We start from the raw sequence: 13,400 nt of genomic DNA on the forward strand, positions 1-13,400 counted from the left end.
TGTTATGGCACAAAAGCCGCTTGAAGGTGCGCCGTTAGTTCTGATGACCATCGCCCTGTCGCTGGCGACGTTCATGCAGGTACTCGACTCCACCATCGCTAACGTGGCGATCCCGACCATCGCCGGTAACCTTGGGGCGTCCAACTCGCAGGGCACCTGGGTGATCACCTCGTTCGGGGTGGCGAATGCTATCTCGATCCCGATCACCGGCTGGCTGGCAAAGCGCGTCGGTGAAGTGAAGCTGTTCACATGGTCGACCATTCTGTTCGCGCTGGCCTCATGGGCGTGCGGCATGTCCGAAAGCCTGGAGATGCTGATCTTCTTCCGCGTGATTCAGGGCGTGGTGGCCGGTCCGCTGATTCCGCTGTCGCAAAGTTTGCTGCTGAACAACTACCCGCCGGCCAAGCGCAGCGTGGCGCTGTCGCTGTGGGCGATGACGGTGATCGTTGCGCCGATCTGCGGTCCGATTCTCGGCGGCTGGATCAGTGATAACTATCACTGGGGCTGGATCTTCTTCATCAACGTGCCAATTGGCGTGGTGGTGGTGATGCTGACGCTGCAAACCCTGCGTGGGCGCGAAACCAAAACTGAGATCCGCCCGATCGATATGGTCGGTCTGGTGCTGCTGGTGGTGGGGATTGGTTCTCTGCAGGTGATGCTTGACCGCGGTAAAGAACTCGACTGGTTTGGCTCAACCGAAATCATCGTGCTGACGGTGGTCGCGGTGGTGTCGCTGGCCGTGCTGCTGGTGTGGGAGCTGACCGACGATCACCCGATTGTCGATTTGTCGCTATTTAAGAAGCGAAATTTCACCATCGGCTGTCTGTCGATCAGTCTGGCTTACATGCTGTACTTCGGCTCGATCGTCCTGCTGCCGCAGTTGCTCCAGGAGGTATACGGCTATACCGCCACCTGGGCTGGACTGGCATCGGCGCCGGTGGGGATCATTCCGGTGATTCTGTCGCCGATTATTGGCCGCTTCGCCCATAAGCTGGACATGCGGCGGCTGGTAACCTTTAGTTTTATCATGTACGCGGTGTGCTTCTACTGGCGTGCGTATACGTTTGAGCCGGGGATGGATTTCGGTGCCTCCGCGTGGCCGCAGTTTATCCAGGGGTTCGCGGTGGCCTGCTTCTTTATGCCGCTGACCACCATTACGCTGTCCGGCTTGCCGCCAGAGCGTATGGCGGCGGCCTCCAGCCTGTCGAACTTTGTGCGTACGCTGGCGGGTTCAATCGGAACGTCGATCACCACCACCATGTGGACAGACCGCGAATCGATGCACCACAGCTACCTGTCGGAATCGGTTAATCCATTCAATCCGAATTCGCAGCAAATGTATGACCAGCTGCAAAGCATGGGTATGACGCAGCAGCAGGCGTCGGCTTATATCGCCCAGCAAATTACTAATCAGGGCCTGATTATCTCGGCTAACGAGATCTTCTGGGCATCGGCGGGGGTGTTTCTGGTCCTGCTGGTTCTGGTGTGGTTTGCCCGACCGCCGTTTGGCGCGGGCGGTGGCGGCGGTGGCGCGCACTGAGTGACAGAAACAAAAACGGGCCACAGCGGCCCGTTTTTTTATTTATGCGTTCTGACGCCACCACTCGGCGAGCAGGATACCGGTCGCGACCGAAACGTTGAGGCTTTCAACATTGCCGGTACCGCCAATCGACAGGCTGATATCGCCCTGCTGGAATGCGCTGTCTGACAGACCTTCACGCTCCTGACCCAGCACCAGTACCATTTTGGCTGGCAGCGCCGCCTGCGCCAGCGGCGTACCGGCGTGGCTGGATGTGGTCACGATGGTGTAACCGGCTTTGCGGAACGCTTCCAGACCCGCAGCAAAGCTTTCACCGCTGATCGCCTGAACGTGCTCTGCACCACCTTCAGCCGTGCGAACTGCGGCACCCGACTCCAGCAGCGAGGCATCATTGACCAGCAAACCTTTGACGCCAAAGTGCGCGCAGCTGCGCATGATACCGCCAAGGTTGTGCGGGTTGCTGACATCTTCCAGCGCCAGTACGCAGTCTTTGCTCTGCGCCTGCTGCAGCCATTCCGCCACCGGCATGCCCATGCGCTTCTTAATAATGAAGCACACGCCGCCGTGGTGTTCAGTCCCGGACGCTTTCGCCAGCTCGGCGTCGTCCACCACGTGATAGGCTTTGCGGTTTGCTGCCAGCCAGCGCAGGGTTTCGCGGAAGCGCGGCGTGACGCTTTGCACAAACCAGGCACGGACGATGCTTTCGGGACGGCTCTGGAACAGCGCCTGGCAGGCGTTTTCGCCGTACACGCGCGTCTCTTCCTGACGCTGACGGCGAATCAGTTCCGGGTCGATAACCGGCTTGCTGCTGGCCGCTTCGTCACCCGCATCCGCTTCAGCGGCGACAGGCGGACGTGACACGGTGCGCCACGGTGAATCACTGAAGCCACGATCGTCCCGATCGCTGCGACGACCGCGCGCGCTATCGTCACGCGGACCACGCGAACGCCCGGCATCATCGCCACGGGCGGTGCGCGGACGACCGCTCTCTTCATTATTACGGGTGCTGCGAGGACCAGAGCGACGATTCTCTTCCTGGCGCGCAGCAGGACGGCCGCCTTTGCCGGTACGGGGATTTGGCTTCTGACCGCCCTCCTCATCACGTACGTACATCACTTTTACCTTGCCGCTTTTGCCTTTAAATTCGTCGTTCATCTGTTCCTCCAGCATTGAGAGCGCGAAGATTACCTGATGTGTCGGCGCTTAGCTATCAACTATTGAACCTATTGCTTAATCCAGATTGAGCATAGCATTCAACCTTTTCATAATGTTCACCAATCCTAAGATTTACAGGTCCGGTTTGAGGTGACGATGAATACTGTATGTGCCTCCTGTCAGGCAACTAACCGCGTTCCCGAGGAACGTCTGGCCGACGGAGCCAAATGCGGTCGCTGCGGCGATGCGCTGTTTAGCGGTGAAGTGGTGAATGCCACGGCGGCCACGCTGGATAAATACCTGCAGGACGATCTGCCGGTCGTGGTCGACTTCTGGGCGCCATGGTGCGGCCCGTGCGTGAACTTCGCGCCGGTGTTTAAAGACGTCGCCGACGAGCGGCGCGGCAAAGTGCGCTTCGTGAAAGTGAACACTGAGGCGGAACCTGCGCTCAGCACGCGTTTTCGCATCCGCAGCATCCCAACCATTATGCTGTTCAAAAACGGTGAGATGGTGGACATGCTGAACGGTGCGATGCCGAAAGCGCCATTCAACGAATGGCTCGACGAATCACTCTAATCCCCCAGGGCCAGCCACGCGCTGGCCTTGTTTTTGCCCTTCTATTACACTGGCGTTTTTCCCTGTCCGCGATGCTATGTCTGAAAATGCCGTTCTGCGCCTGCGTGCGCAGCGTTTAGCGCGTGCCACGCGCCCGTTTCTCGCCCGAGGCAACCGCGTGCTGCGCTGTCAGCGCTGCCTGCTGCCGCATAAAAACTGTCTGTGCGCGACCCTGCAGCCGCAACAGGCGCGCAGCCGGTTTTGCCTGGTGATGTTTGATACTGAACCAATGAAACCCAGTAATACCGGCCGGCTGATTGCCGACATTCTGCCGGAAACCCAGGCCTTTGGCTGGTCACGCACCGAACCCGACGCCGCGCTGCTGGCGGCGGTGCAGACGGCGGATTATCAGCCGATGGTGGTGTTTCCCGGTGCCTACGCCGATGCCGATCGCCAGGTGCTGACCACTCCACCCACCGGCGGCAAACCCCCGCTATTTATTATGCTCGACGGTACCTGGACCGAAGCGCGCAAAATGTTCCGCAAAAGCCCGTGGCTGGATAGCTTTCCGGTGATGTCACTGAATGTGGCGACACCGTCGCGCTACACGCTGCGCGAAGCTCATGCGCCGGGCCAGCACTGCACCGCCGAAGTGGCCGCCGCGCTGCTGGAACAGGCAGGTGATGTCCCGGCGGCGCAGGCGTTGCAGCAGCACTTTGAACGCTTCCGTCAGGCCTATCTGGCTGGCAAACCCCACCATCCGATACACGCGCAAACAGACAATTTCTGAAGCTGGCTCGCAGCCTGACATCGACAAATCGGCAACCGGCGTAAAAGCGTTTACAATCATGCCAATCCCGAGAGCAGGAGCGAATGATGAGCCAACGTGGACTGGAAGCGCTGTTACGACCGAAATCAATTGCGGTGCTGGGTGCGTCGATAAAACCGGGCCGCGCTGGCTATCTGATGATGCGCAACCTGCTGGCGGGCGGCTTTGGCGGTCCGGTGTTGCCGGTCACGCCCAAATACAAGGCGGTCAGTGGCGTGCTGGCCTGGCCGGACGTGGCCAGCCTGCCCTTCGCCCCCGACCTGGCGATTATCTGCACCCACGCCAGACGCAACCTGGAACTGTTACAGCAGCTGGGAGAAAAAGGCTGTAAAGCCTGCATTATTCTCTCCGCGCCGGCCAGCCAGCTGGAGGCACTGAAAGCCTGTGCCAGCCAGTGGCAGATGCGCCTGCTGGGCCCCAACAGTCTGGGCCTGTTAGCCCCCTGGCAGGGGCTGAATGCCAGCTTCTCACCGGTACCGATTGCGAAAGGACGCATCGCCTTTATTTCGCAATCGGCGGCGGTTTCCAACACCATTCTCGACTGGGCGCAACAGCGCAACCTGGGCTTTTCGTGGTTTATCGCCTTGGGCGACAGCCTGGATATTGATGTCGACGACCTGCTGGATTTTCTTGCACGCGATGGCAAAACCAGCGCCATTTTGCTCTACCTGGAACACCTGAGCGACGCCCGGCGCTTCGTTTCTGCCTCGCGTAGCGCAGCGCGTAATAAACCGATTCTGGTGATCAAAAGCGGTCGCAGCCATCAGGCACAGGCGATGATCGGCACCGCCAGCGGGCTGGATGCCGCCTGGGATGCCGCCATTCAGCGCGCCGGTCTGCTGCGCGTGCAGGACACGCATGAGCTGTTTTCCGCCGTGGAGTCGCTCAGCCACATGCGCCCGCTGCGCGGTGAGCGCCTGATGATTATCAGCAACGGCGCCGCCCCGGCAGCGCTGGCGTTAGATGAACTCTATGCGCGTAACGGCAAGCTGGCGACGCTGGATGAGCCCACGCTGCAGGCGCTGGCGGCCCTGCTGCCGGAGGGCATCGGGCGCGGTAATCCGCTGGATTTGAAAGATCATGCGACGCCCGCGCTGTACGTGGCCTGCGTAACACAGCTGCTCGACAGCCATGAACTGGATGCACTGATGATCATCCATTCACCCAGCGCCGTCTCTCCGGCCAGTGAAACCGCCGCGCAGATTATTGCGGCGGTGGCCGCGCATCCGCGGGGTAAGCAGGTGACGCTGCTGACCAACTGGTGCGGGGAACACTCTTCGCAGGAAGCCCGCCGCGCATTCACCCAGGCCGGCATTCCGACCTGGCGCACGCCAGAAGGCACGGTGACGGCATTCATGCACCAGGTTGAGTATCGGCGTAACCAGAAACAGCTACGCGAAACGCCAGCGCTGCCGCTGGGCCTGACGCAAAACAGCGCCGAGGCACATCAGCTGCTGCAACAGGCACTGGATAGCGGCATTACCACGCTGGATACGCACGAGGTGCAGCCCATACTACAGGCTTACGGGCTGGCAACGCTGCCAACGTGGATCGCCAGCGACAGCCAGTCTGCCGCTAAGATTGCCGACCAGATTGGTTATCCGGTGGCGCTCAAGCTGCGCTCGCCGGATATTGCGCATAAGTCGGATGTACAGGGCGTGATGCTCTATCTGCGCAGCGCGGCAGAAGTTGAACAGGCAGCAGACGCCATCTTCGATCGCGTGCGTGAAACGCATCCGCAGGCGCGCATTGACGGTCTGCTGGTACAAAGTATGGCGAACCGCGCCGGTGCGCAGGAGTTGCGGGTGGTGGTTGAGCATGACCCGCTGTTTGGCCCTATCATCATGCTGGGCGAAGGCGGTGTGGAGTGGCAACCGGACAAGCAGGCCGCCGTGGCGTTGCCGCCGCTGAATATGACGCTGGCGCGCTATCTGGTGATTCAGGCACTGAAGAGCGGCAAAGTGCGCAGCCGCAGCGCACTGCGACCGCTGGACATCACCGGTCTGAGTCAGCTGCTGGTGCAGGTATCAAACCTGGTGGTCGACTGTCCGGAGATTCAGCGGCTGGATATTCATCCGCTGCTGGCATCCGACAATACCTTTACCTTGCTGGACGTGACGCTGCAGCTGGCTCCGTTTCATGGCGACAGTGAGGCGCGGCTGGCGATTCGTCCCTATCCGCACCATCTGGAAGAGCAGGTGCAGCTTAAAGATGGCCAGCGCTGCCTGTTTCGCCCGATTCTACCGGAGGATGAACCGCAGCTACGTGCCTTCATCGCCCAGGTCACCAAAAAAGACCTTTACTATCGCTACTTCAGTGAGATCAATGAGTTTACCCACGACGATTTGGCGAACATGACGCAGATCGATTATGACCGGGAGATGGCGATTGTCGCAGTACGCCAGCATAACGGTGCTGATGAGATCATCGGCGTGACGCGCGCCATCTCCGATGCTGACAATATTGATGCAGAATTTTCGGTATTGGTGCGTTCCGACCTCAAGGGTCTGGGCATGGGCAGACGGCTGCTGGAAAAGATGATTCGCTATACGCGCGATCACGGCCTGCAACAATTGAACGGTATCACCATGCCGCACAATACCGGCATGATTACCCTGGCGCGAAAACTCAATTTTCGTGTGAATATTCAACTGGATGATGGCATTGTCAGCCTGAATTTACCGCTGGCTGACACCGGTGACCTGGCTGTAGAGAAAGGTAAAAATCCTCCTTAACCGGCCGGTTGATGTTATTATTTACCGTTAGGATCATGATTTGATGGCAAAAGGCCATACAATGAACAGAGAAGAAGTGCACTGTGATGTTGTCTAAATTCAAACGCAATAAACACCAACAACACCTCGCACAGCTGCCTAAACTGTCACAGTCCGTGTCGGATGTGACCACGCTTTACTCGCCCGCCGAGTTTCGTGAAACCCTGCTGACGAAAATCGCTACGGCAGAAAAACGCATCTGCATCGCCGCGCTGTATCTGGAAAATGATGACGGCGGACGCAGCATCATGCAGGCGCTGTATGCAGCGCGTCAGGCGCGCCCGGAACTGGATGTCAGCATTCTGGTGGACTGGCATCGTGCGCAGCGCGGCCGTATCGGTGCCGCGCGCGGCCTGACGAACGCCGACTGGTATTGCGAAATGGCGGCGCAGCATCCCGATATCGCGATTCCGGTGTATGGCATTCCGGTGAACACCCGTGAAGCGCTCGGTGTGCTGCATCTGAAAGGCTTTATCATTGACGATACGCTGCTCTACAGCGGTGCCAGCCTGAACGATGTTTATCTGCATCAGCATGACAAATACCGTTATGACCGTTATCAGCTGATCCGTAATCCGCAGCTGGCGGACACCATGTTTCAGTGGATTGGTGAGAATCTCACACATTCTGAGGCCGTTAACCGTCTCGACCAGGCCGAACGTCCCTCCAGCCCGGAAATTAAGAATGAAACCCGCCAGTTTCGCCAGGAGCTGCGCAGCTTCAATTATCAGTTTACCGGTGACGCTGGCAACGAATCACTGGCCGTCACGCCGCTGGTCGGGCTGGGTAAACGTAGCCTGCTGAACAAAACCATCTTCCATTTAATGCCCTGCGCCGAGCGTAAGCTCACGCTGTGCACGCCGTACTTTAACCTGCCGGCCATTCTGGTGCGCAATCTGATCCAGCTGCTGCGTCAGGGCAAAGAGGTTGAGATCATCGTCGGCGATAAAACCGCCAACGATTTCTACATTCCGCCACACGAGCCGTTCAAGATTATCGGTGCGCTGCCCTATCTGTATGAAATCAACCTGCGTCGCTTCCTCAGCCGGTTGCAGTATTACGTCAATAACGGCCAGCTGACGGTACGTTTGTGGAAAGATGGCGACAACAGTTATCACCTGAAAGGCATCTGGGTTGATGACGAATGGATGATGATCACCGGTAATAACCTCAATCCGCGCGCCTGGCGACTCGATCTGGAAAATGCGGTGCTGATTCACGATCCGCTCAACCAGCTGGCAGAGCAGCGCGATAAGGAACTGGCGCTGATCCGTCAGCACACCACGGTGGTGAAACATTTCCGCGAGCTGGAGAGCATCTCTGATTATCCGGCAAAGGTGCGTAAGCTGATTCGCCGTCTGCGTCGCATCCGTATCGACCGCCTTATTAGCCGTCTGCTGTAGCCGATGCGTGCGCTCATCCTCTGTGCGGTATTACTGTGTAGCGGATGTGCGCATGTGGCGCAGGACAGCTGGACCGGCCAGGATAAGGCACAACACTTTTTCTCCTCTGCCGCTCTGGCTGCCGCGGGCAGCGAGATCTCTCAGCATCAACATCAGGGCCACGGGCAGAATCTGCGCTTCGGCCTGCTCTTTTCGCTGAGCTTCGGCGTAGCCAAAGAAGCCTGGGACAGCCGCCATGTCGGGAGCGGCTGGAGCTGGAAAGATCTTAGCTGGGATGTCGCCGGTGCGGCCAGCGGCATTGCCCTGTGGAACCTGAGCCAGTAATCACAGCGCAATCCCCTTGCCTTTGCGGTGCAGCATCAGTGATACCAGAAATGCCAGCGCGCCCATTGCCGAGACATACCAGAAGAAGGTGGTTTCGATGCCGTGCTTCTTCAGTAACAGCGCCACGTACTCGGCCGAACCGCCAAAGATAGCGTTAGCTACCGCATAGGAAAGCCCCACGCCCAGTGCACGCACTTCCGGCGGGAACATCTCCGCTTTAAGGATGCCGCTGATGGCGGTGTAGAAACTGGTAATAATCAGCGCCAGCATCACCAGCACGAACGCCAGCCCGCTACTTTGCACATTCTGCAGCAACATCAAAATCGGCACGGTACAGATAGCCGCGCCAGCGCCGAAGATCATCATTGATGCCCGCCGGCCAATCTTATCTGACAGCGCGCCCACAATTGGCTGAATCAGCATGAATACCAGCAACGCGCCGGTCATCAACGCACTGGCGCTGCGCGCATCCATACCCGCCGTGTTCACCAGATATTTCTGCATGTAGGTTGTGAAGGTATAGAAGCTCAGCGATCCGCCGGCGGTAAAGCCAAGCACCATCAGGAAGGCGCGCGAATGGTTACGCAGCAGGCCAAGGATGCTGCCGGCATCGCGATGTTCCCGGTGCTTTTTCTCGGAGGTTTCATTCAGTGAGCGACGCAACCACAGAGCGACCACGGCCAGAACCGCGCCAAGAAAGAACGGGATACGCCAGCCCCAGCTGCGCAGCGCTTCATCACTGAGGATTTGTTGCAGCACCACGACCGTCAGCACGGCTAACAGCTGACCGCCAATCAGTGTGACGTACTGGAACGACGCGTAGAAGCCTTTGCGCCCTTCCAGTGCCACCTCACTCATGTAGGTAGCGCTGGTACCATATTCACCGCCCACCGATAAGCCCTGAAACATGCGCGCCAGCAGTAAAATCACCGGTGCCGCAATGCCTATTTCGCCATAGCCGGGTAAACAGGCGATGACCAGAGAACCAAAACACATCATGCATACCGAGATAAGCATCGAACTTTTTCGGCCGTGACGGTCCGCGATGTAGCCGAATAGCCAGCCACCGATGGGACGCATTAAGAAGCCCGCCGCAAACACGCCGGCCGTTTGCAGCAGCTGGGTAGTGGTGTCGCCGGCCGGGAAAAATACATGAGCAAAATAGAGCGAGAAGAACGAGTAGACGTAGAAATCAAACCATTCGACCAGATTGCCGGACGACGCGCCGACAATGGCCCAGATGCGTTGTTTACTGACGGCTGCCGCTTCCGGCTGGGCCGATTTTTGTTGTAAGTCGGTCATCTTTTACCTCATTTCCTTGCGAAGAACATCGCTAAAGCAATGAGTAAAGCAGCTGTAGGCCGTACGGGGGAATCAGAGCCCGTTCAGGATGACAAAATGTGACAGAGCTGGAGTTTTAGGGAGAGATTTTGCAGGGGGTGAAGTGGATTTAGCGATCGCCAGACGTAAAAAAGCCCCGGACTCTCGTTCGGGGCTTCTTCACTGGTTTGATGCCTGGCAGTTCCCTACTCTCGCATGGGGAGGCCCCACACTACCATCGGCGCTACGGCGTTTCACTTCTGAGTTCGGCATGGGGTCAGGTGGGACCACCGCGCTGTTGCCGCCAGGCAAATTCTTTGTGCGCGAAACGAATCTTTTTCACTGATGCCGCGTTGCCCGTCCTCGCGCTACTCAGTCACATACTTCTGTATGCTCCCTCGTACCGTCTCGTCCGGCGCCTTGCCTCAGCGCAAAATCTTTCGTTTCCGCTAATTTTTCCGTCACAAGCTGAAAATTCTTTCGGTCTCTCGGACCAAAACGCCTCTGGCGTTGTAAGGTTAAGCCTCACGGGTCATTAGTACCGGTTAGCTCAACGCATCGCTGCGCTTACACACCCGGCCTATCAACGTCGTCGTCTTCAACGTCCCTTCAGGACCCTCAAGGGGTCAGGGAGAACTCATCTCGGGGCAAGTTTCGTGCTTAGATGCTTTCAGCACTTATCTCTTCCGCACTTAGCTACCGGGCAGTGCCATTGGCATGACAACCCGAACACCAGCGGTGCGTTCACTCCGGTCCTCTCGTACTAGGAGCAACCCCCCTCAATTCTCCAGCGCCCACGGCAGATAGGGACCGAACTGTCTCACGACGTTCTAAACCCAGCTCGCGTACCACTTTAAACGGCGAACAGCCGTACCCTTGGGACCTACTTCAGCCCCAGGATGTGATGAGCCGACATCGAGGTGCCAAACACCGCCGTCGATATGAACTCTTGGGCGGTATCAGCCTGTTATCCCCGGAGTACCTTTTATCCGTTGAGCGATGGCCCTTCCATTCAGAACCACCGGATCACTATGACCTGCTTTCGCACCTGCTCGAGCCGTCACTCTCGCAGTCAAGCTGGCTTATGCCATTGCACTAACCTCCTGATGTCCGACCAGGATTAGCCAACCTTCGTGCTCCTCCGTTACGCTTTGGGAGGAGACCGCCCCAGTCAAACTACCCACCAGACACTGTCCGCAGCCCGGATTACGGGCCTACGTTAGAACATCAAACATTAAAGGGTGGTATTTCAAGGTTGGCTCCACGCAGACTGGCGTCCACGCTTCAAAGCCTCCCACCTATCCTACACATCAAGGCTCAATGTTCAGTGTCAAGCTATAGTAAAGGTTCACGGGGTCTTTCCGTCTTGCCGCGGGTACACTGCATCTTCACAGCGATTTCAATTTCACTGAGTCTCGGGTGGAGACAGCCTGGCCATCATTACGCCATTCGTGCAGGTCGGAACTTACCCGACAAGGAATTTCGCTACCTTAGGACCGTTATAGTTACGGCCGCCGTTTACCGGGGCTTCGATCAAGAGCTTCTCCTTGCGGATAACCCCATCAATTAACCTTCCGGCACCGGGCAGGCGTCACACCGTATACGTCCACTTTCGTGTTTGCACAGTGCTGTGTTTTTAATAAACAGTTGCAGCCAGCTGGTATCTTCGACTGGCCTCGGCTCCGGGAGCAAGTCCCTTCACCTACGCGCCAGCGTGCCTTCTCCCGAAGTTACGGCACCATTTTGCCTAGTTCCTTCACCCGAGTTCTCTCAAGCGCCTTGGTATTCTCTACCTGACCACCTGTGTCGGTTTGGGGTACGATTTCGTGTTACCTGGAGCTTAGAGGCTTTTCCTGGAAGCAGGGCATCAGTTACTTCACCGCCGTAGCGGCTCGTCATCACGCCTCAGTGTTAAAGAAGACCGGATTTGCCTGGTCTTCACACCTGCACGCTTAAACCGGGACAACCGTCGCCCGGATAACCTAGCCTTCTCCGTCCCCCCTTCGCAGTAACACCAAGTACAGGAATATTAACCTGTTTCCCATCGACTACGCTTTTCAGCCTCGCCTTAGGGGTCGACTCACCCTGCCCCGATTAACGTTGGACAGGAACCCTTGGTCTTCCGGCGAGCGGGCTTTTCACCCGCTTTATCGTTACTTATGTCAGCATTCGCACTTCTGATACCTCCAGCATGCCTCACAGCACACCTTCAGCGGCTTACAGAACGCTCCCCTACCCAACAACACATAGTGTCGCTGCCGCAGCTTCGGTGCATGGTTTAGCCCCGTTACATCTTCCGCGCAGGCCGACTCGACCAGTGAGCTATTACGCTTTCTTTAAATGATGGCTGCTTCTAAGCCAACATCCTGGCTGTCTGTGCCTTCCCACATCGTTTCCCACTTAACCATGACTTTGGGACCTTAGCTGGCGGTCTGGGTTGTTTCCCTCTTCACGACGGACGTTAGCACCCGCCGTGTGTCTCCCGTGATAACATTCTCCGGTATTCGCAGTTTGCATCGGGTTGGTAAGCCGGGATGGCCCCCTAGCCGAAACAGTGCTCTACCCCCGGAGATGAGTTCACGAGGCGCTACCTAAATAGCTTTCGGGGAGAACCAGCTATCTCCCGGTTTGATTGGCCTTTCACCCCCAGCCACAAGTCATCCGCTAATTTTTCAACATTAGTCGGTTCGGTCCTCCAGTTAGTGTTACCCAACCTTCAACCTGCCCATGGCTAGATCACCGGGTTTCGGGTCTATACCCTGCAACTTAACGCCCAATTAAGACTCGGTTTCCCTTCGGCTCCCCTATGCGGTTAACCTTGCTACAGAATATAAGTCGCTGACCCATTATACAAAAGGTACGCAGTCACACCCTGAAGGTGCTCCCACTGCTTGTACGTACACGGTTTCAGGTTCTGTTTCACTCCCCTCGCCGGGGTTCTTTTCGCCTTTCCCTCACGGTACTGGTTCACTATCGGTCAGTCAGGAGTATTTAGCCTTGGAGGATGGTCCCCCCATGTTCAGACAGGATACCACGTGTCCCGCCCTACTCGTCGGACTCACAACCTGTGCATCTTCGTGTACGGGGCTGTCACCCGGTATCGCGCGACTTTCCAGACGCTTCCACTGATGCACAAGCTGATTCAGGTCCTGGGCTGCTCCCCGTTCGCTCGCCGCTACTGGGGGAATCTCGGTTGATTTCTTTTCCTCGGGGTACTTAGATGTTTCAGTTCCCCCGGTTCGCCTCGTTTGACTATGTATTCATCAAACGATGATGCACAGAGTGCACCGGGTTTCCCCATTCGGACATCGACGGCTGTAGCGGTTCATATCACCTTACCGTCGCTTTTCGCAGATTAGCACGTCCTTCATCGCCTCTGACTGCCAGGGCATCCACCGTGTACGCTTAGTCGCTTAACCTCACAACCCACAGGCGTTTTGCAACGCTGCAGACTGCAAGCATTTGAGAGACTCGAACGCATCGTAAATTTCATTCTTATT

8 protein-coding genes and 2 rRNA genes are annotated in these 13,400 nt (G+C 57.4%); 6 read left to right on the forward strand and 4 right to left on the reverse strand.

What is annotated here, in order from left to right; translation table 11 throughout:
• Positions 1-4 precede the first annotated feature (4 nt).
• A complete protein-coding gene (emrB, locus tag KOL70_RS10485) occupies positions 5-1,540 on the forward strand; it encodes a multidrug efflux MFS transporter permease subunit EmrB (protein WP_021506464.1) in 1,536 nt (511 codons plus the stop codon).
• Between the two features lie 42 nt (positions 1,541-1,582).
• Here emrB and KOL70_RS10490 read toward each other — a convergent pair whose 3' ends face one another.
• Entirely contained in the window at positions 1,583-2,695 is a 1,113-nt protein-coding gene (locus tag KOL70_RS10490; protein WP_141496556.1) for a tRNA/rRNA methyltransferase, read from the reverse strand.
• Positions 2,696-2,851: 156 nt separating this feature from the next.
• On the opposite strand from KOL70_RS10490, the gene trxC reads away from it, so the two are divergent.
• The 5 genes from trxC (at position 2,852) to KOL70_RS10520 (ending at position 8,580) form a co-directional block, all read left to right on the forward strand.
• Complete coding sequence (gene trxC / locus KOL70_RS10495; protein WP_021313847.1) at positions 2,852-3,271, forward strand: thioredoxin TrxC; 420 nt, start codon at positions 2,852-2,854, stop codon at positions 3,269-3,271.
• A gap of 76 nt (positions 3,272-3,347) precedes the next feature.
• Entirely contained in the window at positions 3,348-4,040 is a 693-nt protein-coding gene (locus tag KOL70_RS10500) for a tRNA-uridine aminocarboxypropyltransferase (RefSeq protein WP_058758237.1), read from the forward strand.
• An 86-nt stretch (positions 4,041-4,126) separates the two neighbouring features.
• Complete coding sequence (locus KOL70_RS10505) at positions 4,127-6,814, forward strand: bifunctional acetate--CoA ligase family protein/GNAT family N-acetyltransferase (RefSeq protein ID WP_215480972.1); 2,688 nt, start codon at positions 4,127-4,129, stop codon at positions 6,812-6,814.
• Positions 6,815-6,897: 83 nt separating this feature from the next.
• Positions 6,898-8,256: a CDP-diacylglycerol--serine O-phosphatidyltransferase gene (gene pssA, locus KOL70_RS10515; protein ID WP_215480619.1), complete on the forward strand. Its 1,359-nt coding sequence runs from the start codon at positions 6,898-6,900 to the stop codon at positions 8,254-8,256.
• Positions 8,257-8,259: 3 nt separating this feature from the next.
• Complete coding sequence (locus KOL70_RS10520) at positions 8,260-8,580, forward strand: YfiM family lipoprotein (protein ID WP_040679584.1); 321 nt, start codon at positions 8,260-8,262, stop codon at positions 8,578-8,580.
• Here the strand turns inward: KOL70_RS10520 and KOL70_RS10525 are convergent, their stop codons facing one another.
• From KOL70_RS10525 to KOL70_RS10535, 3 genes are all read right to left on the reverse strand, one after another.
• The gene (locus tag KOL70_RS10525) at positions 8,581-9,882 is read right to left on the reverse strand and encodes an MFS family transporter (protein WP_021506458.1); all 1,302 of its coding nucleotides are present in this window, start codon (positions 9,880-9,882) and stop codon (positions 8,581-8,583) included.
• A 211-nt stretch (positions 9,883-10,093) separates the two neighbouring features.
• A 5S ribosomal RNA gene (gene rrf / locus KOL70_RS10530) occupies positions 10,094-10,209 on the reverse strand.
• A gap of 205 nt (positions 10,210-10,414) precedes the next feature.
• Positions 10,415-13,319, reverse strand: a 23S ribosomal RNA gene (locus KOL70_RS10535).
• Between the last annotated feature and the right edge of the window lie 81 nt (positions 13,320-13,400).

The organism is Pantoea sp. B270, from assembly GCF_018726825.1.
Taxonomy (GTDB): Bacteria; Pseudomonadota; Gammaproteobacteria; order Enterobacterales; family Enterobacteriaceae; genus Pantoea; species Pantoea dispersa.